Source organism: Ruegeria sp. BF6 (assembly GCF_056538665.1).
This window is the reverse complement of record NZ_JBQFTN010000007.1, coordinates 89,307-110,748: the sequence shown is the minus strand read 5'-3', so window position 1 is coordinate 110,748 and position 21,442 is coordinate 89,307. Positions and strand designations below refer to the sequence as shown.

At 59.1% G+C, this 21,442-nt stretch carries 23 protein-coding genes; 9 read left to right on the top strand and 14 right to left on the bottom strand.

Going from position 1 to position 21,442, the window contains the following annotated elements:
* Window positions 1-88: 88 nt before the first annotated feature.
* Entirely contained in the window at window positions 89-226 is a 138-nt protein-coding gene (locus ACR0IM_RS15950; protein WP_480593835.1) for an entericidin A/B family lipoprotein, read from the top strand.
* Window positions 227-1,339: 1,113 nt separating this feature from the next.
* Here ACR0IM_RS15950 and ACR0IM_RS15945 read toward each other — a convergent pair.
* The 4 genes from ACR0IM_RS15945 to ACR0IM_RS15930 all read right to left on the bottom strand — a co-directional run bounded on the left by ACR0IM_RS15945 (window position 1,340) and on the right by ACR0IM_RS15930 (window position 3,147).
* The gene (locus ACR0IM_RS15945) at window positions 1,340-1,786 is read right to left on the bottom strand and encodes a hypothetical protein (protein ID WP_480593836.1); all 447 of its coding nucleotides are present in this window, start codon (window positions 1,784-1,786) and stop codon (window positions 1,340-1,342) included.
* A gap of 169 nt (window positions 1,787-1,955) precedes the next feature.
* Window positions 1,956-2,441, bottom strand: coding sequence for a hypothetical protein (locus ACR0IM_RS15940; protein WP_480682515.1), 486 nt, complete (start codon window positions 2,439-2,441; stop codon window positions 1,956-1,958).
* A 116-nt stretch (window positions 2,442-2,557) separates the two neighbouring features.
* Entirely contained in the window at window positions 2,558-2,737 is a 180-nt protein-coding gene (locus tag ACR0IM_RS15935; protein WP_480643533.1) for a CTP synthetase, read from the bottom strand.
* Between the two features lie 89 nt (window positions 2,738-2,826).
* A complete protein-coding gene (locus ACR0IM_RS15930) occupies window positions 2,827-3,147 on the bottom strand; it encodes a hypothetical protein (RefSeq protein WP_480593839.1) in 321 nt (106 codons plus the stop codon).
* A 498-nt stretch (window positions 3,148-3,645) separates the two neighbouring features.
* Here ACR0IM_RS15930 and ACR0IM_RS15925 point away from each other — a divergent pair, with 498 nt between their 5' ends.
* Complete coding sequence (locus ACR0IM_RS15925) at window positions 3,646-4,332, top strand: hypothetical protein (RefSeq protein WP_480682514.1); 687 nt, start codon at window positions 3,646-3,648, stop codon at window positions 4,330-4,332.
* Here the strand turns inward: ACR0IM_RS15925 and lepA are convergent.
* Both lepA and ACR0IM_RS15915 read right to left on the bottom strand, forming a co-directional pair.
* On the bottom strand, window positions 4,307-6,106 hold the full coding sequence (gene lepA, locus ACR0IM_RS15920) for a translation elongation factor 4 (RefSeq protein WP_480682513.1): 1,800 nt from the start codon (window positions 6,104-6,106) through the stop codon (window positions 4,307-4,309). The two genes, ACR0IM_RS15925 and lepA, sit on opposite strands and share 26 nt — an antisense overlap.
* 163 nt (window positions 6,107-6,269) lie before the next feature.
* Complete coding sequence (locus ACR0IM_RS15915; RefSeq protein WP_480642993.1) at window positions 6,270-7,283, bottom strand: hypothetical protein; 1,014 nt, start codon at window positions 7,281-7,283, stop codon at window positions 6,270-6,272.
* Window positions 7,284-7,475: 192 nt separating this feature from the next.
* On the opposite strand from ACR0IM_RS15915, the gene ACR0IM_RS15910 reads away from it, so the two are divergent.
* A complete protein-coding gene (locus ACR0IM_RS15910; protein ID WP_480593844.1) occupies window positions 7,476-7,784 on the top strand; it encodes a hypothetical protein in 309 nt (102 codons plus the stop codon).
* Window positions 7,785-7,849: 65 nt separating this feature from the next.
* Window positions 7,850-8,791: a LysR family transcriptional regulator gene (locus ACR0IM_RS15905; protein WP_480682512.1), complete on the top strand. Its 942-nt coding sequence runs from the start codon at window positions 7,850-7,852 to the stop codon at window positions 8,789-8,791.
* On the opposite strand, the gene ACR0IM_RS15900 is transcribed toward ACR0IM_RS15905, so the two are convergent.
* Entirely contained in the window at window positions 8,788-9,231 is a 444-nt protein-coding gene (locus ACR0IM_RS15900) for a low molecular weight protein-tyrosine-phosphatase (protein ID WP_480682511.1), read from the bottom strand. The two genes, ACR0IM_RS15905 and ACR0IM_RS15900, sit on opposite strands and share 4 nt — an antisense overlap.
* 28 nt (window positions 9,232-9,259) lie before the next feature.
* On the opposite strand from ACR0IM_RS15900, the gene ACR0IM_RS15895 reads away from it, so the two are divergent.
* Window positions 9,260-9,949 (top strand): NAD-dependent deacylase, encoded by a 690-nt coding sequence (locus tag ACR0IM_RS15895; RefSeq protein ID WP_480682510.1) that lies wholly within the window; start codon window positions 9,260-9,262, stop codon window positions 9,947-9,949.
* 74 nt (window positions 9,950-10,023) lie between these two features.
* Window positions 10,024-10,632 (top strand): HdeD family acid-resistance protein, encoded by a 609-nt coding sequence (locus ACR0IM_RS15890; protein WP_480682509.1) that lies wholly within the window; start codon window positions 10,024-10,026, stop codon window positions 10,630-10,632.
* An 88-nt stretch (window positions 10,633-10,720) separates the two neighbouring features.
* Here the strand turns inward: ACR0IM_RS15890 and ACR0IM_RS15885 are convergent, their stop codons facing one another.
* The 5 genes from ACR0IM_RS15885 to meaB form a co-directional block, all read right to left on the bottom strand.
* Complete coding sequence (locus ACR0IM_RS15885) at window positions 10,721-11,194, bottom strand: copper chaperone PCu(A)C (protein ID WP_480682508.1); 474 nt, start codon at window positions 11,192-11,194, stop codon at window positions 10,721-10,723.
* A gap of 44 nt (window positions 11,195-11,238) precedes the next feature.
* Window positions 11,239-11,589: a hypothetical protein gene (locus ACR0IM_RS15880; protein ID WP_480682507.1), complete on the bottom strand. Its 351-nt coding sequence runs from the start codon at window positions 11,587-11,589 to the stop codon at window positions 11,239-11,241.
* A 403-nt stretch (window positions 11,590-11,992) separates the two neighbouring features.
* Window positions 11,993-12,280: a 50S ribosomal protein L28 gene (gene rpmB / locus ACR0IM_RS15875; RefSeq protein ID WP_480593850.1), complete on the bottom strand. Its 288-nt coding sequence runs from the start codon at window positions 12,278-12,280 to the stop codon at window positions 11,993-11,995.
* Between the two features lie 119 nt (window positions 12,281-12,399).
* Window positions 12,400-13,584 (bottom strand): Hint domain-containing protein, encoded by a 1,185-nt coding sequence (locus tag ACR0IM_RS15870; RefSeq protein WP_480642989.1) that lies wholly within the window; start codon window positions 13,582-13,584, stop codon window positions 12,400-12,402.
* Window positions 13,585-13,696: 112 nt separating this feature from the next.
* The gene (meaB, locus tag ACR0IM_RS15865; protein ID WP_480682506.1) at window positions 13,697-14,674 is read right to left on the bottom strand and encodes a methylmalonyl Co-A mutase-associated GTPase MeaB; all 978 of its coding nucleotides are present in this window, start codon (window positions 14,672-14,674) and stop codon (window positions 13,697-13,699) included.
* A gap of 130 nt (window positions 14,675-14,804) precedes the next feature.
* Here meaB and hrpB point away from each other — a divergent pair, with 130 nt between their 5' ends.
* From hrpB to ACR0IM_RS15850, 3 genes are all read left to right on the top strand, one after another.
* A complete protein-coding gene (hrpB, locus tag ACR0IM_RS15860) occupies window positions 14,805-17,258 on the top strand; it encodes an ATP-dependent helicase HrpB (RefSeq protein WP_480682530.1) in 2,454 nt (817 codons plus the stop codon).
* A 140-nt stretch (window positions 17,259-17,398) separates the two neighbouring features.
* Window positions 17,399-17,857 carry an NUDIX hydrolase gene (locus ACR0IM_RS15855; RefSeq protein ID WP_480682505.1) on the top strand — a complete coding sequence of 153 codons (459 nt, stop codon included), beginning with the start codon at window positions 17,399-17,401 and terminating at the stop codon, window positions 17,855-17,857.
* A gap of 91 nt (window positions 17,858-17,948) precedes the next feature.
* Window positions 17,949-19,427 carry an inorganic phosphate transporter gene (locus ACR0IM_RS15850; RefSeq protein WP_480682504.1) on the top strand — a complete coding sequence of 493 codons (1,479 nt, stop codon included), beginning with the start codon at window positions 17,949-17,951 and terminating at the stop codon, window positions 19,425-19,427.
* Window positions 19,428-19,432: 5 nt separating this feature from the next.
* Here ACR0IM_RS15850 and ACR0IM_RS15845 read toward each other — a convergent pair whose 3' ends face one another.
* Window positions 19,433-20,407 carry a 2-dehydropantoate 2-reductase gene (locus ACR0IM_RS15845; RefSeq protein WP_480682503.1) on the bottom strand — a complete coding sequence of 325 codons (975 nt, stop codon included), beginning with the start codon at window positions 20,405-20,407 and terminating at the stop codon, window positions 19,433-19,435.
* Between the two features lie 66 nt (window positions 20,408-20,473).
* Complete coding sequence (locus ACR0IM_RS15840; RefSeq protein ID WP_480682502.1) at window positions 20,474-21,436, bottom strand: pirin family protein; 963 nt, start codon at window positions 21,434-21,436, stop codon at window positions 20,474-20,476.
* Between the last annotated feature and the right edge of the window lie 6 nt (window positions 21,437-21,442).

Genomic DNA, 21,442 nt, shown 5'->3' with positions numbered 1-21,442 from the left:
CCCTTAAAGACCAAACAGGCCTCAAAGCACTGGTTCAATTCAAGGAAAACTGCTACGCAACACAAGACTAACACGAATGGAGATACTGATGATCCGTGCATTTCTGATTGGGCTTGCCCTGTTCACCCTCACCGCCTGCGAAACCACAAAGGGCGCTGGCAAAGACATTGAGAAAGCGGGTGACGCGATTCAGAACGCAGCCACGGACGTTCAGGAGAACCTTTGACGCCCTAGGTATCGTTAGGTCGCAAAGCGGGCACCCAGCATACAGTTGAAAATCAGCCGACCTGCCGCAGGGTTCGGCTTGCAGGTGGATAGGCGTTGCATTGCGTTTCCGACAGGACAGCGGGTCTTGTGAACACACAAAATCCCGCTTTCCTGTCAAACAAGGGTAAATTGGCAGCCTGTTTCAAGCCGAAATACGGCAAAAGGAAAAGGCGTCAGGTGCGCGGACGCTGTCCATGCACGTATCCTAGCGGACACTCCTGACGCCTTGCCGGGTCGACACGTCCGGGGGACGTCCCGAGCCAGTTGCCCTGGCCCTGATAGGAACCACGGCCGCCATGCCGCGCCAACAGGCACCTCACAGCCCGCGCCGGCCTTCTGAGAGGCTGGTCACCTGACCCGGATGCGTAATCCCGATCAACTGTCCATCCACCGGTAAGTCTCTGCGCAACGAGTCAAATCCTAAAATTCGCCCTCACAGCGCCGACCCCCTGGCCTTTGCGCCCCACCCAGGCTCCTGGGAACCTTTGTGGTAGGGTGATCGTTGCACCAGGGCCGGGGTCCGGCAAGAGAATAGCACTGCAGCATGAAATTTAGCCGGGGATAACGTGTTTATATCCTTTGGGAGCGTTTTGGGGATAACTCTGGAAGTCGCGCGACACGGCCAGTTTGAGGCAGGAAAACTTTGCGCAACGCCAAAACGCCCATTCAGACTGCGTTTCTGCGACTGCAAAGGGGTTAAAACGACACCTAAGTTTGAAAATTGCGTGTCCTGTGCCGATTTTCGGTTCCGCGATTCGAATACAGCCCGAGTCTCACACATCCAATAGACATGGAAACGGAACCAGAGCCGGACGCACGCCCTGCTCCCCCTGCAACGCCGTGCTGAAGGTTCACGAGCTCAGGATCGCCCATGTCGGGCTATACCTCAATTCGGCATGTAGCGATCCAAACCCTGTTGCAGGCAGCGCAGTGGCCGTCCGACCTGCCTCTTTCCGTCAGAGGCTTTGGTTCCGTCTCCTGCGAAGCGCTCCGACCCGACCGGGATTACCTATTATGCGCTGCACCACATCGCAGCCAGTACCCCCTACATACCGCTCGGGCCGGAGACGCTTCAGTTCACCTGACGTTCCAGAACGGTGCTGTAGGTCGTTCCGTTTCGCAGGCTACGGAAATCCGCAAATATCTTTCCGTCTTCGTACCGGGCATCGATCAACGCATTCGCACCGATGACCAGTGGTGAGGTTTCGATGATCCCGATGCTGCCTGACCCATCGAGGCTGATGGTGCCGGTGGCCTCATTCACATTCCACTCGGTGTCGCCATCGCGCCGCCATTTGCTGGGGCCCCAGAAGACGTTTTCCTCCTGAATCTGGATATCCAGCATCCACTCGGCCTGATTGAACCGGGGTTCATCGCCGCGATGCGTATGAGATGGCGAGACGGTCGTATACGACCCCAGCCATGTTCCGCGCAGGTCCGGCGCATCGGCCAAAGCGGCCGTTCCAAGGGTGAGGGTCGCGGCCAGAGCGGCTGCTCCGGCAGTCATGTATCTGGTCATTGGCTCTCTCCTCCAAAACAGTGGCCGTCCTTGGCCTGCTAGACAGATTGGAAGCGAGAGAGCCGGATACAACTTACCTAAGGGAAACTTCATCTGTGGTTCATTGATCCCTCAGACGACCCAGGGGACGGGGACACAGTCCCCGCCTTAATTCATTGTAAAAGTTACTTTATTCGACCGAAATACTACCATTGATCGTATTCACGAATTTCCTGGTATCGGGGTCGGTCAGAGATGAAAAGCTTCCACCTCCGGTTGCGCTGGCCCAGTTGCCCGAGCCGCCCGAAACCGTCCATTCACCGGTCAAGGCGCCGTCCTCACCGATCCCCGTGGCCGTCCAGGTCATCACCGCCTTTTCCCCTGCGGCAGTGTCGAACACGCAATTCCCGGTGCCCGAGACCCCGGCCCCATTGATCAGCACCGCGCCGAAGCACGATCCACTCGCCCCTTCCAGAGGGTGCCCGGCAGCGACCTCGAAACTTTCGTAATCGGTCTGCGTATTCACCACCGCGTGGCTGTCCGAGATGCCATAGACCTGGTTCGCATTCGTCCCCATGCCTTTGCTGGTGGCGTCATAGGTTTCTGCCACGGACAGGCCTGCGGACAGGCCGAGCGTCAGGGCTGTGGTTGCGGTCGCAATTAGGAACTTGTGCATAATAACCTCTCATTTCTGAGGGTCAGGCGTTGCAAGCATGTAAAGAAAAAACCGCCTGAACGCGGTCCCCCGCGCGGAGGATAACACATTCCGATCTTTGCGTCTAAACCGGGCGTTCAGCTTTCGAGTTTGCGGGCCACCAGAAACGAGACCGGAAACGCCGCCACAAACCCAACAACCGCAGCGATCAGCAGGGTTGTCCACGATGCGTGGCCCATGACCAGAACCGCAATCACAGCGGACCCGGCAAGGGTGGAACCAAGGAAGATGTGAAGGATCAGTGTCAGCGGCGACATAGCGGCCTCGTTTTTACCAGTCTGTTTCCGCGGACCATAGAATTGAGATCAGGAACCCTCCTTGATCTGTGTCAGAAAGCGCAGCGCGATCAGGCCCATGCCAGTGCCGTTCCCACCAAAACAAGGCCAATCCCCGCGACCTCACGGTACGAGAAATTCTCTCCGAACAAAAAATACGAGGCAATGGCGATCAGGATGACCTCGGCCCCCAGAATGCCGGTATAGATGATGCCCAGCCGTTCCTCGCGCAGCGCTGCAAGCTCCAGCGTTGCTCCGGCAAGCAGGGTCGCAACGATCAGCAGGCCAAGGCCCACGCCGGGGAGTTTCCACCAGAACTTCATCGCGATCATGGCCACGGAATAGAGACCCGCCGACCCGAGGGCGATGATGGGGATCATGGATGTGGACATCTGCGCCTCCTGCCGAGGGTTCCGTTGGGTCAAGTGTAGCAGGTGTGAGGGGTTGGGGCTGTGAGGTGGGTCACAGTGCGAGTGATGGGTTGAAAACCCATCCTACGTAGGGTGGGTTTTCAACCCACCATTTCACCCGTAGGGCGGGCTCCAGCCCGCCATCTCCATCCAATTAATTCGCGTTGGTTCGGTCAGGCAAATGGCGGGCTGAAGCCCGCCCTACGTTTAATGAATACTGTTCGATCAAAGAACTGAGGGCAGCGCCGGCCCGAGGGGTGCGCAAACGCGCAGCCCGTTTTGCCGGAGGCAAACATTCGGTTTGACAGGGGCGGTTCATGCCGGAGGCATGCTTTCAGCATGACGCGGCCCGGCGGTGCCGCCGGGCGGGTGGGTTGATTTGACTGCGGCACAAAGCAAAAAATGGAAATAAGCTCTTGCTGCAGCTACTTTTTTCGCGCTCAATCAGCTGATTGAGACAGAACCTGTTCGAGCAAATACATGAGTGAACAATTTCCTGACAAAGGCACGGCTATGGAAGGATTGCTTCCAAAAGAGTTCGCTTATTGCTTAGGGCTCTATCTACAAACCTGCGCTCACATTGAACTTTGGGTAAGTGCGCTGATTGTTTGCCTTGAAGAATTGAAGCCAGAAAACAAAGACTGGTTTGATCGGTACTGCCAAGTGCGAAAGCTCCCTACAAAAGAACTCATCAGAGAATTGAAAAAGTCTAGCGAACTCGCCAAAAACTTCGGATTCGATGAAGACTTGTCAGCGTTATCAGATTGGATAGCAAGGTTTGTTGGTAACCGACATATGGCCGCACATGGCGCTTTTTTCGGATCGCTGAACGGTTTCCTTCGTGTTGACTATGTGACGAACACTGGCTCGAGAAAGGACCCTATCTTCAAACGTTCAACAAGTGCCGTGACAAAAGAAAGTATTGACGAAGTACTAGCAGACGCAGACCGAATCTACCTCATCGTTCTTGGGATGATTGGCCGTATCCAAGAAGATTTGCCAACTAGAGTACATCGAGCGATCGTGCCGATAGTAGAGCACCCTACTTGGGAAACTCGGTCGCTATCACGCTCCACCATGTGGGCACGCAGTCGGCTGCGCCAACCGCTTTCGCCCACTCGCCGTAAAAATGGCCAGCATTTTAGCTGTCCATTTTTAAGGCGCTAATAAACGCCTCCTGCGGGATATCGACCTTCCCGAACTGGCGCATTTTCTTCTTACCCGCCTTCTGCTTGTCCAGCAGTTTGCGTTTCCGTGTGGCGTCGCCTCCGTAGCACTTCGCAGTCACGTCCTTGCGCAAGGCGGACAGGGTCTCTCGGGCGATGACCTTGCCTCCGATGGCGGCCTGGATCGGGATTTTGAACATGTGGCGCGGGATCAGGTCCTTGAGCTTTTCGCACATCGCCCGGCCCCGCATCTCGGCCCGGTCGCGGTGAACCATGGTCGACAGCGCATCGACCGGTTCGTCATTCACCAGCACCGACATCTTGACCAGATTGTCCTGCGTGTAGCCGGTCATCTGGTAGTCGAAGCTGGCATAGCCCTTGGTCACCGATTTCAGGCGGTCGTAGAAGTCAAAGACAACCTCGTTCAGCGGCAGGTCATAGACGACCATGGCGCGGCTGCCCGCATAGGTCAGGTCCAGCTGGATACCGCGGCGGTCCTGGCACAGTTTCAGCACGTCGCCGAGGTATTCGTCGGGCACCAGAATGGTCGCCTTGATGCGCGGCTCTTCGATATGATCGACCTTGGACGGGTCGGGCATGTCGGCGGGGTTGTGCAGCTCGATCATCTCGCCGTCTTTCATGTAGACGTGATAGATCACCGACGGCGCGGTGGTGATGAGCTCGATATCATATTCGCGTTCGATGCGGTCACGGATGACCTCAAGGTGCAGAAGGCCAAGGAAGCCGCAGCGGAAGCCAAAGCCAAGTGCGGCCGAGGTTTCCATTTCAAAGCTGAAGCTGGCGTCGTTCAGCGCCAGTTTATCGATCGCGTCGCGCAGGTCTTCGAATTCAGCCGAGTCCACGGGGAAGAGGCCACAGAAGACCACCGGTTGCGCGGGCTTGAAGCCCGGCAGGGCGACCTCGGCGCCGTTGCGGTCATTGGTGATGGTGTCACCGACGCGGGTGTCGCGGACCTGTTTGATGGACGCGGTGAGAAAGCCGATCTCGCCGGGGCCCAAGGAGTCGATCATCTGCATTTCGGGCCGGAACACGCCGACCCGGTCAACATGGTGCAGGGTGTTGTTCGACATGAACTTGACCCGCATCCCCTTTTTCAGCGTGCCGTCCATGATGCGGACCAGAACGATGACGCCCAGGTAGGCGTCGTACCACGAATCCACCAGCATCGCCTTGAGCGGCGCGTCCAGAGTGCCCTTTGGTGCGGGCAGTAGTTTTACGATGGTTTCCAGCGTCTCATGGATGCCCTGCCCCGTCTTGGCACTGACTTGAATGGCGTCGGTCGCGTCGATGCCGATCACATCCTCGATCTGTTCGGCCACGCGGTCACAGTCGGACGCGGGCAGGTCGATCTTGTTCAGCACCGGCACGATCTCATGATCGGCGTCGATGGCCTGATACACGTTGGCCAGCGTTTGCGCCTCGACCCCTTGGGTCGAGTCCACAACCAGCAGCGAGCCCTCGACCGCACGCATGGATCGCGAGACCTCATAGGCAAAGTCCACGTGACCGGGGGTGTCGATCAGGTTCAGCACGTATTGCTCGCCGTTGTCGGCGGTATAGTCGATGCGGACCGTGTTGGCCTTGATGGTGATGCCGCGTTCCCGCTCGATATCCATACTGTCGAGCAACTGTTCCTTCATGTCGCGATCCTTGACCGTTCCGGTCTCTTGGATGAGCCGGTCAGCAAGGGTGGATTTGCCATGGTCGATATGCGCGACGATGGAGAAATTGCGGATATGAGCGAGGTCTGTCATGGGTTGGGGATATGCGTCGGAAATGGGCTGTGGTCAATGGTTCAAGGTGATCTGCCGTAGCCAAAACACTCTCATTGCAAGTTGCCTAGAAATTGGCTCGATACTGGTACGTGGCGTCGCACCTGATTTCGGAGTTTGTCTCGTGTTGTCGCGGCACGCCTTGTTAAGGCCAATGCGCGTGCTGAAGTTGCTGCATATTGGATATAAAGCACTGATTGTATCCATAGTCTGAATCAGACCTCCAATCCCTGAGGTCTATGATTGTGCGCGCGACGTCCCCTTCAATGCGTTCACTCGCCCAATAGTCTTCATTGGCAATCAAGCTCTGTAGCGGGCTTCTCGGAGAGTAAGGAGAGGACAGCAACGCAGCAGCGGTAACGGTACAATCGGAAATCTCATCCGCACAGTAATCGCTGCAAAAGTTACGAATGGGGGTCCAAGCCACTATCTCTGCGCTAAGTTTAGCCGCTGCCTCCCGGATATCGGTGTCATGAATCAATTCTCTTGGAGCGAAAATGCCCCAAGCTAGCTCGGACGCCTTGAAGCGATCATCTCCAGTATTAAGCCAGGCCAGCGATGCCGAACCTCCATAATTTGGACCGTCCGAACTATGTGTCTGTAGGTACAATGCCCAGAATAGGAAGATACTGGCTTCTTCGGGCAATTTGTGGTCAAGGCCTCGCAAAACCTCAACCAAATCAGCCCCTCTGCCATCGTAGAGCATGGATTGCGCTGCAAGCATTGCTGTTATTGGCTCACCAAGCTCGACTAGCACTGCGATTGCAGGCGCTTTATCCTCGAACTTGGCAGCTTGCAGTAATGCAAGGGCCAAAGGCTCAGAGTTTTGCGCTTCTGTTAGCCATGACTTTCCCGACAGACCGCCGGGTTTTCGTAACAGAGCTATGCGGACTTTCCGAGCCATTTCAGAAGTTACATGCGCGTGGAAACTACTCCGGCCAGCGATGCTAGCCAGCAAGATCTGCGCAGCTGCGTTGCCCTTTTGTGCCTGATCAGACAAGCTTTGTAATGCTGTCAAATCCTCTCCATTCAACCACGCCTGAACCGCCTCTATGAATTCCGGCGCATCTTTACCTTGCAAAGAAGGCGTATCCGACAAAGCCATAATCGGCGACAAACAAAGTAACGCTGAAATAAAAAACGACCTGATAGAATTCACTTGTCTACCCTATAATTCGACTGCTCATACTCGCTTCCAACGCACCTCAGCGTGCTGTTTTATCCCCAGCAAATCAACACCGTTTGATTTGGCTGTCAAAACAATTGATCCCTTCCCCCGTTTGATTCATACTCCTGCCCAGACCGAGAGGGGCAACAGACCCGTCCGGGCAGGCAAAAACGAGGCTCGAGCATGAAACAGTTTCTCTTAATCGCATTCTGTGCGGCATCGCTGACGGCGATGGCTCCGACAGTGGACGCGGCGCAGATCAAACGAGCGTGTCTGACGTCCGACCGTACGGCCGCAACGCGGGACCGGTGTAGCTGCATCCAGCGCGTCGCGGATCAGGCGCTCACCCGCAGCGACCAGAAGACTGTCGCCAAATGGTTCAACGATCCCCATCAGGCGCAAGAGCTGAAGATGTCGAAAACCGCGCGCGATGATGCGCTGTGGGACCGGTATCGGAACTTCGGCCAGATGGCGCAGGCAATCTGCAACTGACCCGCTTCAAATCCTTGACCTGACGCTCGCTGCCCCTCAGAAAAGGCGCAGCGAGAGGATGTTGCATGCTTATAAAAGGGCTGACCCTGCGCGGACTCGAAGTGTTCGAGGCGCTGGCGCGGACTGGCTCGGTGGCGCAGGCTGCCGAGATCACGGGGCTCAGCCAGCCCTCGGTGTCGCAGCAGTTGCGCAATCTGGAAAACGCCCTGGGGACCGATCTGGTCGATCACGGGCGCCGCCCTATGCGACTGACGCAGGCGGGGCGCAGCTTTCTGACCCGGACAGAGGCAGTGCTGGCCGAATTGCAAATGGCTCAGAGCGAGTTGACCGTGATGGACCTGGGCCATCTGACCACCCTGTCCATCGGGCTGATCGACGATTTCGACAATGACCTGACGCCTCGGCTTGCGACCCTGCTGGCCGACAGCCTGACCCGTTCGAACTTCAAGCTGCTCACCCTGCCCAGCCTGGATTTGTTCGAAGAGCTAGAAGCCCAACGTTTGCATCTTATGGTTTCGGCCCATTCCGGCGAGGTGCTGGAGGGCGTGATCGAATACCCCCTGGTGCAGGACCCATTCATCCTGGTGACGCCCAAAGGGGTTGAGAATGCCATTCAGGAACTTCCCTTCTTGCGCTATGCCCGCGAACAATTGATCAGCCGCCAGATCGAGGCACATCTGGCCCGGCAGCGACTGGACTATGAAGAGCGGTTCGAAATCGGCTCACATCTGGCGCTGATGGCGATGGTTGCGCGCGGGTTGGGATGGGCTATTACCACGCCTCTGGGCTACATGCGGGCAACCCGGTTTCACGATTCACTCGAAGCGCATCCCGCCCCGTTCGGGGATTTTGCACGCACGATTTCCCTGTTCACCCGTACCGACTGGTCCGATCAGGTTCCACAAGAAGTTGCAGGCATGATGCGTCGTCTGATGCGCAACCAGATCGTCGATCCGGCGTTGGCGCAATTGCCGTGGCTTACCGACCGCCTGAAGGTGATGGGCTAGGTCTGCAGATACGCGTCGAGCCCCGCCACGGCGGTCTCGATCAGGTCCAGCGCCCCTTCAAAATCCCGCGTATAGTAAGGGTCGGGCACGTGGTCGGCTCCTGCCTGCGGCGCGAAATCGGTCAGAAGGCGGACCGGGGTCTCATTCCCTGCAGGCCGCAAGGACTCAATGTTCCTGATGTTCTCGGCATCCATACCAATGACCAGGTCAAACCGATCAAAATCCTCGGTCCCGAATTGCCGCGCCCGCAGGTCGCTCAGTTCAATACCCCGTGCTCGCGCCGCCGTCTGCATCGGCCCATAGGGCGGATCGCCGATATGCCAGCCCGAAGTCCCGGCACTGTCGGTCATGTGTTGGGGAGCACGGGCGCGAAACGCACCTTCGGCAGCGGGAGAACGGCAAATATTGCCGAGACAGACAAAGAGGATACGATGGGTCATAGGCCAAGGTGTACCGCGTGAGGCAAAGATGGAAAAGATCGTCATTCTGACAGGGGCCGGGATCTCAGCCGAAAGCGGGCTGGGCACGTTCCGCGATGAAGACGGCCTGTGGGCAAAGCACCGGATCGAGGATGTCGCCACACCCGAGGGCTTTGCCCGCGATCCGGCTCTGGTCCATGGCTTCTACAACGCCCGCCGGGTTCAGGCAGCCAAGGCCTTGCCTAACGCAGCGCATCAGGCGTTGGCCCGCTTGCAACAGGACTTTCGCGGCGACGTGGTGATCGTCACTCAGAACGTCGATAACCTGCACGAGGTTGGCGGCGCCCGAAACGTGTTCCACATGCATGGCACGCTGGCCGGGGCGCTGTGTGCGGCTTGCGATCACCGTTGGCCCGCTCCACCTGAAATGGCGGTTGGCGAAAACTGCCCGGCCTGTAACGCCCCCAAAGCGCGACCGGATGTGGTCTGGTTTGGTGAAATGCCGTACCACATGGACGCGATCTATGACCATCTGGCCAATTCAACCCTGTTCGCGGCCATCGGCACCTCGGGTCAGGTCTACCCCGCTGCTGCCTTCGTGCACGAGGCCCGCATGTCCGGCGCGCAAACAGTCGAGCTTAACCTCGCCCCGTCGGATGGCGCGTCCAGTTTTGACGACGTAATCCTCGGCCCCGCGTCAGAAACTGTCCCACGCTGGGTCCAGGGGTTGCTGGGATAATCTGGTAGCAAACCCCGCAGACAGCAGCAAATTTTCCTGTTTATAATAAAGGCCTAACACGCCGGGAGAGCATCATGACAGACCCCCAGTTTCCACGCGAAGAAATCCTTGATGACGACAGTCTGGACGACCGCGACGCGCTGGGTGACCAGTTGGCGGGGCTGTGGTGGACCTTCCTGGTGCGCGGGGTTTTGGCCGGAGCGCTGGGCATCGCGGCCCTGTTCTGGCCGACGGGCAGCATCTCACTGCTGTTGCGGTTGGTCGGCCTGTTGCTGGTGTTCGACGGCGGCCTGACCTTGCTGGGCTTTGGACGACGCGGCCTGATTGGAGGCGCCGGGATCGGCGCCTTGTTGATCGGGTTGATCTTACTGATCTGGCCCGAGGGCGTGGCCCGGCTGACCTTCTTCCTGCTGGGCGCATGGGCGCTGATCATGGGTGTTGGTTCTCTTATGGCTTGGCGGCAGATGTCGGATCAACACCCCGATGCCGCTTCGGTCCGCAACTCGGGGATCGTGGCGCTGGTGATCGGTCTGGCGCTGATCTTCTGGCCCGGAAGCGGCATGGTGGCGCTGGGCTGGGCTATCGCATTCGGGGCACTGGCCTTTTCGGCTGTGATGTTCTGGCTGACCGCCCGTTTCAAACGCGCCCATGATCGCGTGGCGATGCGGGTGGTCAATCGCTGAACCATTCGCCACAACGCAAACAGGCCGGGCAAAGCCCGGCCTGACGTATGGATGACGGCCGCAACGCGGCCTGAAGACAGGCGTAGCCTCAGTTCGAATGCGACCCGTGACCGCCCTCGTCCTGACGCTCCAGATCGACGGGAATCTCGATCTCAACCTCGCCCGCCTTTTCAAAGATCAGGGTTACGGGAACCGTTGCGCCCTGTTCGAACGGAGCGGTCAGCCCCATGAACATCACATGGTCGCCACCACGTTTCAGCATATGGGTTTCGCCCGCAGGGATGGCAAAACCTTCTTCGACATGCACCATCTTGGCCACGCCGCTGTCATCGACCTGATGGGTATGCAGTTCGACCCGCGCCGCCGCATCGGATTCCGCGCCGATCAACCGGTCGTCAGCTTCACCGGTGTTCTGGATCATCATGAAGGCCGCACCTGCCTTGGCCGATTTGCCCGACGACCGGGCATAGGCGTCATCGACAGAAATTGTATCCTGCGCAAAAGCAGTTGTGGCCAAGGTTGCGGCAGCCAAAGTGGCGAGCAGTTTGGATTTGAGGGACATCGCGTCTCTCCTTACTTAGATATTTGATAGGAATGGAGAATTTTCTAAAACAGAACCGGCGGCGCACGCGCCGGTCTGTACGGTACCGGAAGCGCAATCAGGTTTTCTGCCTTGTGCACGGGCGCGGGCAGTGCTGCCGCCGGTGCCACAGGCAATTCGGGTGCCGCGACCGCAATCGCACCCAAAAGGGTCAGCGCATAGTCGGGGCAGAAATGCGGCGGATGCGTCGGCTGGCCCCCGGCGTCCATATAGACCACCACCGGACCCGAGCCTGTGCACAGCACCACCTGCCCCACCGCCCTATCCATTCCGCGAGATGCGGACACCCCCTGCCCCGTAAGAATAACGAGCAGTGACAGTGCCAAAGGCAGGAATCTGTTCAGAAAATGTTTCATTCTGCGCCAGATATAAGCCCGACGCAAAGCGGGCTTCAAGCGCAAACGGATGCGCCCGAAGCCCGATATTTCAGGTTACGTATCAGCTGTCCACGCCAGGACGTTTGACAGATCCTTTGGTCAGGCTCGTATGCAACCTGTTCACCTGTCGTTGCATCCGAAAGCATGTCCCAAACGTTTTGCCTAAAAAGGCCGCCAACAGGGAGAGATAATCAGATAATTTGAAAGACATGAAACAGAACTCCGCCAGATGAATATGACTAAACATAAGGCGAGCAGAGCAAGGTGTATGTGAACAATATCACCAAGGGGTGAATTTTAGTTCCAATTCAGGAACAGCCCACGAAAGAAAAGACCCTGCACCTTGCGGTACAGGGCCGAATTCTTCTCAAGTAAAAAGGGCTTAGGCCGAGGCTTGTGCCTTGGCGATTTCCTTTTTCACTTTCAGCGCGTTTGCCGACAGGTCTTCGTCCTTGGCTTTGGCCAGGAACGCGTCCAGACCACCGCGATGGTCAACCGAGCGCAGCGCAGCAGCCGAGATGCGCAGCTTGACGCCACGACCCAGGGATTCGGACTGCAGGGTAACGTCGTTCAGGTTGGGCAGAAAACGGCGACGAGTTCTGTTTTTGGCGTGGCTGACATTGTTGCCAGTCATCGGGCCTTTTCCGGTCAGTTCGCAACGGCGCGACATGGTTTCTTCCTTTGTTTCTGGAGGCCGGGCATTACACCCTCGGCCAAATCACAAGGGGCGCAACCCGAAGTCGCGCCCGAAAACTGGTTGGATGCGTGTAGTGGGAATCGCAGGAAGGGTCAAGACGGATCACGCGAATTCTTTAAGCCGACGTCACTGACCGGATAGGTTTGTGCCCGCAACAGTGGTTTGTTGTTCTTTCGGTGCCGTTCCAGCAGGCGCGCCTGCTGCCGCCCACGCGGAATTAACCGCGCAGGCATCGGAGACAGTCGCTTTTCGATCAGTTCTGGAAAAATTTCAAAAATCTCACGCCTTGCGTCGACACCAATCGATTTCAGGGCCTCGGCCCCGGTGAACAGGCTTTCGGTCGGGGCGTTTTCGGCGAAGATCACCTGATGGCGGTCGAACAACAGGTGAAAATACTCCACCCCCGCAACAGATTCATCGACGAAAATCCCCGGCAAAACGGTTAATTTGATCGCCGGGATCAACACTTCGGATGTACCGAACATGCGTTCCGCGATCTTTGACTGCACCAGCATCCTGTGTTGACGCGAAACCAGCAGGTCGCGCCGGGGCAGCTCGGTGCCCAGCGCCCCTGTCAGGATGCGAACCGGCCAAAGGCGCGGATTGTTCAGCAATGCAGCCCGGTCAAACCCACGGCGACCAATCCACCGGATGTTTTGCAGCCCGTCCTCCATGGTGGGGATCATATCCCCGATCCGCAGATCTTGAATCGGGCGTTCTCCGGTCTGCGTCAGTACAGCGGTGTCGCGGGTAAAGCAGGGAACCCCCGAGCCGTTTTCGAACGTCGAATACGTGACCGCGATCCCGGACGGCAAGGTAAATGTGCCACTGGACAACGAATAGCCGACACCATCCTCAACCGTGATGGTGCCGAAAACGCTGTCATTGATCACCGTCCCTACGGGTAGATTCAGCGTGTCCGTTCCGTTGCCACCGCGGATATCGCCGTCGACGGATGTACTGCTGAAATTCAGAGTATCGTCACCGCCCCCCAGACGAATGGACCCAACGGTCGAGCCGGTGATGTCAACGGTGTCGGCATCCGACCCCGATGCAACGCGGTCGCCAATGGTGCTGTTGGTAACCGTTATGGTGTCACTTCCGGCATTGCCGAGCACGTTGTCGGCGATGACACTGTTGGTGACATTTATGTCGTCATCACCACCCCGCCCCCGGATATTGTCAATCGGAGATCCCTGCGGGTTCCCGTTCAGGGTACCGCTATTGTTTGTGACGTCGATATCGTCGTCGCTATTTGTCCCATTTATGCGGGGCATTCGGACCGGTCCTGTACGTCGAGGGTGTCAGAATAACACTATTCTGCGCCACCGTCAGGTCACAACACAACTCTGGATGGAAAGTCCGCTGCACCCAAGTCCGGGGCAATTGCTAACGCGGGATCAGTGACATCAGCATGGTTTCCGCAGCCGCTGAGGGGCTCAGCCCGCCTGCCCGCACCTGGGCGCCCAAGTTTTCCATGTCAGCCCGCGCCTGCGCAGTAGTCAGCCGCGCCAAAAGCGCGGCGCGCACCTCCTGCTCGAACCAGTACTGCGCTTGCGCCGCCCGGTTCGTGTCCCAGTGGCCACGTTCTCGGCGCGACTGGGTGAGGGATTGCATCTCGGACCACGCTCCCTCCAACCCATGTTCCTCGACCGCCGAGACCGTCATCGCCTTGGGGAACCCCTCTGGGTCTTGCGGGCGTTTGCGCAGTAGGCGCAGGGCCCCAGCGTAGTCGGCGCAGGTTCGGGTTGCGGTGGCCTTCAGGTCTCCGTCCGCCTTGTTGACCAGAATCATGTCGGCCATTTCCATGATGCCACGCTTGACGCCCTGCAGTTCGTCCCCGCCCGCCGGGGCCAGCAGCAACAGGAACAGATCCGACATTTCCGAAACCACGGTTTCCGACTGACCGACCCCCACAGTTTCGATCAGGACGACGTCGAAGGCAGCCGCTTCGCATAGGGCAATCGCTTCGCGCGTTCGGCGCGCGACACCACCCAGATACGACTGGCTGGGCGACGGACGGATAAAGGCGTTTTTCTCACGGCTCAGACGCTCCATCCGGGTTTTGTCGCCCAAAATCGAGCCTCCAGACCGAGCCGAGCTGGGATCGACCGCCAGAACCGCTACGCGCAGCCCCTGCCTGATCAGCATCATACCGAAGCTTTCGATAAAGGTGGATTTACCTACCCCTGGCGTCCCCGACAGACCAATGCGCAAGGATTGCCGTTGAGACTTGGCCACATGGGCCAGCAACTCGGTCGCCTGCGCCCGGTGGTCGTCGCGGCCGCTTTCGACCAGAGTGATCGCCCGAGCCAGCGCGCGGCGTTCACCGTTCAAAATCCTGTCGCCCAGCTCAGCGGTATTCATGCACGTCCCCCTACCCGATTTTCGCCTTGATGGCGTAGCGGAACGGGGTTTGTCCAGTGCCAAGAACCGTGAGAATTGCCGCAGTGCGTCGGAACTGGACCTTGCCGGGCGGTTGGCGGATAAAGCCCGCATGACACGCCTGCCCATCGACGACGCCATCCCTGACCTGCTTGCGACCCTAAAGGCCTCGGGCCGCGCCGTGCTACAAGCGCCTCCAGGTGCGGGCAAGACTACACGGGTGCCTTTGGCAATGCTCGACGCGGGCTTGTGCAACGGCAAGATCGTAATGCTGGAACCGCGCAGGCTGGCCGCGCGCGCAGCCGCCGAACGCATGGCTGAAACGCTGGGTCAGCGCGCGGGTGAAACGGTCGGCTACCGGGTGCGCGGCGACACCAAAGTTTCGAAATCAACGCAGATCGAGGTGGTCACCGAGGGCATCCTGACCCGAATGCTGCAATCCGATCCCGATCTGCCAGGTGTCGGTGCGGTAATCTTTGACGAATTCCATGAACGGTCCCTGAACGCTGATCTGGGTTTGGCTTTGTGCCTGGAAGTCACCGGCGCGCTGCGGGACGACCTGATCCTGTTGGCCATGTCCGCGACACTGGATGCTGAGCCTGTTGGGCGGCTGATGAAGGCCCCATTGGTCACCTCCGAAGGGCGCAGCTATCCGGTCGAAACCCGCTGGCTGGACCGGCCTTTGGCTGCGCAGGCAAGGCGATTGGACGCTCTGGTCGATCTTGTGATTCAGGCTGAAAGGGACACGCGCAAAACCGGCGGCGGTGTACTTGTGTTCCTACCCGGCGAGGGCGAAATCCGGCGGGTCGAGACCGCCTTGTCCGGACGTTTGCCTGGCGATTGCGTGGTACGTCCCTTGTTCGGAGCGATGCCCTTTTCCTCCCAACGAACCGCGATTGCGCCGGTTGACGAGGGGCGCAAAGTGGTGCTGGCCACGTCGATCGCCGAAACCTCGCTGACCATTCCCGACATCCGTGTTGTGGTCGACATGGGCCAAGCGCGGCGGGCGCGTTTCGATCCAGGCTCGGGCATGTCACGGCTGATGACCGAGCGCGTGACGCGGGCCGAGGCCACCCAGCGCGCAGGCCGCGCCGGGCGCGTAGCCGAAGGGGTCTGCTATCGGTTGTGGTCCAAGGGAGAAGAAGGCGCTCTGGCCGCCTATCCCCCGGCCGAAATCGAGGCGGCCGACCTGACCGGGCTGGCCCTGGAACTGGCGCTTTGGGGCGCGGGGCCGGGCGATCTGGCCTTCCTGACGGCGCCGCCTGACGGCGCCATGGCCGAGGCCGAGGCCCTGCTGAACATGCTGGGCGCGCTGGATACCAAGAGGCGGATCACCGATCACGGGCGCGCGCTGGCCGCGCTGCCTCTGCACCCGCGTTTGGGGCATATGCTGGTTCGGGCGGGATCAGGCGCCGCGCCATTGGCCGCACTGATGGCCGACCGCGATCCACTCAAAGGTGCCCCGGCGGATATGCTGCTGCGGCTGGAAGCATTGCGCGACATTCGCGCATTTCAACGCAACCGGGTCTGGCAGGTGAAGCCGGGAGCAGTGGATCGGATCAAGGCCGAAGCCAAACGGCTGCGCAAACAAGGCAACTCCTCCGACCTAAGTCCCGCCTCCATGGCCGCGCTGGCCTATCCCGACAGGATCGGACAGCGCCGCAACGGCGATGTGCCGCGCTATGTCCTGTCGGGCGGCAAAGGGGTTGTGCTGGACAGTAGCGACACGCTGGCCGCCGCGCCCTATCTGGTGGTCACGGATACCGACGGCAACCCGCGTGAGGCACGCGTGCGCATGGCGGCCCAGATATCGGAACGGGAAATCCGCGATCTGTTTGCGGATCAGATCGAATGGGTAGACAGTTGCGAATGGTCAAAGCGCGACCGTCGGGTCGTTGCGCGCCAACAAGAGCGATTCGGTGCAATCACTCTGAGCGACCGCATCTGGAAGGACGTTCCTGACGATGTGGTGGCACATGCCATGCTGAACGGTGTGCGCGATCTTGGCCTGCGACTGGACGGTGCCGCGGCGCGGCTCGCCGCACGGGTGGAACTGGTGCGGGCCGAGGGAGCGGATCTGCCCGATTTCACCGTCGAGGGGTTGACCCAAACCCTTGAAGATTGGCTGCTGCCGATGCTCTCGGGTGTGCGTAGTGTCGACGAGTGGAAACGGTTTGACCTGCTGCCCGCCCTGCGTGCCCGGCTGGACTGGAACCAGACGCAAGAGCTGGACCGCCGCGCGCCGGGCTCGTTTGAAACACCGCTGGGGCGCAAAGTACCGATTGAGTACGGGGGCGCAGTGCCCGAGATTTCGGTCCGCCTGCAAGAATTGTTCGGAGTAACCCGCCATCCCGTAGTGGGCGGCGAGGCGCTGAAGATCACCCTGCTGTCTCCGGCGCAACGCCCGATCCAGATCACTCGGGACCTGCCGGGTTTTTGGGCGGGATCATATGCGGACGTTCGCAAGGATATGCGCGCGCAATACCCCAAACATCCCTGGCCCGAAGACCCAACCCAAGCCGACCCCACCCTGCGCTCCAAACGAAGGAGACAAAACCGCGATTGACCTTTTGTTCAGGTTTTCAACTAAATGTCTGGGCAGGCGACGAAGGCACACTAACTTCCCAAAAAGGCTCATTGAAGATGCAGCTTTGCGTTGCTATATCTCTGCGGCTTAACGGTAACGCGCGTGCAATTAATCAACTCATGACAAAATGGTTGCGAAACATCTGGGAGGAGGTCGCACGACCCATATTCCTACGCCCCAAGCGGGTGCAGGTTGCTGCGCTGTGCACCCGGGAACGCGAGACCGGAACAGAGGTTTTGCTGATCACCAGCCGAGATACCGGACGCTGGATCATCCCCAAGGGCTGGCCGATCGATGGCAAGGATGGTGCAGAAACCGCCCTGCAGGAAGCCTGGGAAGAGGCTGGCGTGCGCGGAGTCAGCCTTGCCAAAGAGCCGATAGGCCATTTTACCTACGAGAAAATCCTGAACAACGGCTCGGCCCTGCCAGTGTTGACCAGTGTCTACCGGATCGAGGTTCAGGACCTTGCGAATGCGTTTCCAGAAGCAGATGAACGCAAGCGGGCTTGGGTGGCTCCTGCGACTGCGGCTGAACGTGTAAATGAGCCGGAACTGCGCGACATACTGCTCCAACTGTAACAGTTTCGCAAAAAATTGAAGACAAAGCGGTTGCTCACGCTCGTGAAACCGTCTAGCCGCGTGCGGCAACGCAAATAAGCCGCGAAATCCCATGTCGAACATGACTACAAAACCCCGTTGGCAGGCGCTGGACAACGACCTGCACCGCATCTCGCGTGTCGAAAGTGCGAGTGTCCATGTTGCGCGCCCGATGATGGCACCCGGCATCGCACTGGCCTTTATCGCATTGGCCGGTCTGTCGGCTGCAGTGTTTTTCGGACAGGCCGATGGCGGTTTGATCGTAGTCGCGGCAGCGGTTTTCGGGGCTTATATGGCGGTCAATATCGGCGCCAACGATGTGGCCAACAACATGGGGCCTGCAGTTGGCGCAAATGCTCTGACCATGGGCGGTGCGATCATTATCGCGGCCATAGCAGAAAGCGCGGGCGCGCTATTGGCTGGCGGAGATGTGGTTTCGACCATTTCAAAGGGAATCATCGACCCGGCCTCGGTTCAGAACAGCAATGTATTCATCTGGGCGATGATGGCCGCGCTGATATCGTCGGCGATGTGGGTCAACCTTGCCACCTGGGTCGGTGCACCGGTTTCGACCACGCATTCGGTCGTTGGGGGCGTGATGGGCGCAGGCATTGCTGCAGCAGGTCTGAGCGCTGTCAGCTGGGGCACGATGAGCGCCATCGCCGCAAGCTGGGTGATCTCACCGGTTCTGGGCGGGGTGATTGCAGCGTGTTTTTTGGCGTTGATCAAGACCAAGATCCAGTATCAGGACGACAAGATCGCCGCTGCTCGGCGATGGGTTCCCATCCTTGTCGCCGTCATGGCGGCGGCATTTGCCACCTATCTGGCCGTCAAAGGCCTGAAGCGGATCGTGAAGATCGAGCTGGAGATGGCTCTGCTGATCGGTTTGGCCTCGGGCCTGCTGGCCTGGTCGGTTACGGTGCCATGGGTACGGCGCAAGTCCGAAGGGATGGAAAACCGCACCAAGTCTCTGAAAACACTGTTTGGCCTGCCGCTAGTGATTTCGGCCACATTTCTCAGCTTCGCGCACGGCGCCAATGACGTTGCCAATGCGGTTGGCCCTCTGGCCGCGATCGTACACGCGGCTGAGTTTGGCGATTTCGCCTCGAAAGTGGCGATCCCAAGCTGGGTCATGGTGATTGGTGCCTTTGGGATTTCGTTCGGTCTGTTCCTGTTCGGCCCCAAACTGATCCGGATGGTGGGCAGCCAGATCACCAAACTGAACCCGATGCGCGCGTTCTGTGTGGCGCTATCGGCTGCAATTACGGTGATCGTGGCCAGTTGGCTGGGACTGCCGGTCAGTTCCACCCACATCGCCGTGGGTGCCGTGTTCGGAGTTGGATTCTACCGCGAATGGCACTCGGATCGCCGCTGGAAGCAAACGAACCGCCAGCGCCCCGCCGAACAGCGCCTCGCCCGCGAAGAGCGTCAGCGCCGCAAGCTTGTGCGTCGCTCGCATTTCATGACGATTGTGGCGGCTTGGGTAATTACCGTACCAGCGGCTGCGGCTATGTCGGCGGCGATTTTCGTGTTTCTGACGGCCTTTACCTGACCCGGCTAGAGCGAGATCTGCCCCGGCAACAGCGTGGTTTCGGGCGCCTGTTCGATCAACGCCCGCACTTTGGCACAGATCGGGGTCGCCACACCAAACTGCGCGCCAAGGCGAATGATCTCACCTTGCAGGCTGTCAATCTCAGTCGGGCGCCCCGCCATCAGATCATATGACATCGAGGTCCGCGCGCTGGGGTCGATGGTCAGCATCCGCGCCGCGATCCGCGAGAACACCGGCGTCGGCAGCCGCAGGATATGCGGTGTTGCCCACGCAGGCAGCGGTGTGGTCGAAGCCACCGGGTGATCTGCTGCCTTGAGAACCTCAAGAGCTTCGACCATCTGATCCGCCATCAACCGCCGCCAGTTGCGATCCAACAATTGCTCTTTCAACGTCAGACCCGACAGAGCATTCAAAGCATTGTTGAGATTGATAACCAGCTTGCCCCATTGCACAGCATCAATGTTGTCGCTCTCGATAACCGGCAGGTTTGGGCTGCTGAGCCTATAGCCCAGCGCACCGGGACCGCTTTGAATGACAATCTCGCCCGAGGTCGCACGGTGAAAACACGACGGGTCAGTCGGCACCACGTTAAACGGCACCATCCCGGCCCTAACGTCGTGTTCCGGTAGGGTCGCACGCAGAATACGGGTGTTGTCCATTCCGTTCTGCCAAGACAGGATCGGGGTGTCTAACGGTGCATATTGGGCGATCCGGGCGGCAATTTCAGCTGTCGCGCCAGTCTTGACCGTCACAATCGCGGCTTCTGCGTTGGTCAGACAACTTGGGTCCTCAGTTAAGGTCAACGTTCGTGCGGGTACGTGACGGTTCAGGCCAGAATAGTCCGTGACCGTTAGCCCCTTGTCGCGGACCGAGTCCAAAATGCGCGACCGGCCCAGCAGGATCACGTCATGGCCTGCATTGGCCAGTAAGGCCCCACAAAAGCACCCGATACTACCTGCGCCTGCGATCACGATCTTCATGAAGCCCCTCCCCGGCGCGAAGGATCGCCGGGATCAGCGCCTCAGGCAAGGCCCCCTGACGCTTGGTCAGCGCGCTAATCGTGGCCGAGTGCGCTCCAATTCTTCCGAGATCGGAATGAACTCCAGATCATCCCCCGGAGGCAGGTGGAACGCGCCATTTGCCCAATCGGCGGTTTTCCATTCACGTGTGGCGGCCTCGATCTTTTCCTTCGACGATGACACGAAATTCCACCAGATATAACGATCCTCGTTCAGCGTCGCGCCACCCAAAAGCATGAGCCGCGCGCCCAGAGGTCCGGCTTTGATCGAAAGGCGGTCGCCCGGGCGGAACACCATCATGCGGCCTTCCTCGAACCTGTCACCGGCAATTTCGACCGAGCCCTGCGTGACGTAGACGCCCCGGTCCTCGTGATCGTCCGGCAGGGGGAACGTGGCATCCGGGTCAATCTGTACGTCCAGATAAAAGGTCTCGGATAACATCGTGACCGGGCTGGTCTCGCCATAAGCCGAGCCGAGGATAAGACGGGCACTGACTCCGTTGTCTTGAATGTGCGGCAAGGCGGCTTGTTTGTGATGCTCGAAATCGGGGGCCATATCCTCATGCGCCTCTGGCAAGGCGATCCAGGTCTGGATGCCAAACAAGCTGTGCTTCTGGGCGCGCGTTTTCGCACTGGTGCGCTCCGAATGAGTGACGCCACGCCCGGCGACCATCCAGTTGACCTCGCCCGGGTAAATCATCTGATGGGTGCCAAGACTGTCGCGATGTTCGAATTCGCCCTGGTACAGGTAAGTGACGGTGCCCAGACCGATATGCGGATGCGGGCGAACGTCGATGCCGCCATCGGTGATGAACTCGGCAGGCCCCATCTGGTCGAAGAAGATGAATGGACCCACCAGTTGGCGTTTGACAGAAGGCAGCGCGCGGCGCACCTCAAATCCCCCCAGATCGCGGGCGCGCGGGATGATCAATGTTTCAAGCGCTGCGTTTTCCGACAGGCACTCGGGGTTGTGGGTCGGGCTCCAACTCATTCCAAC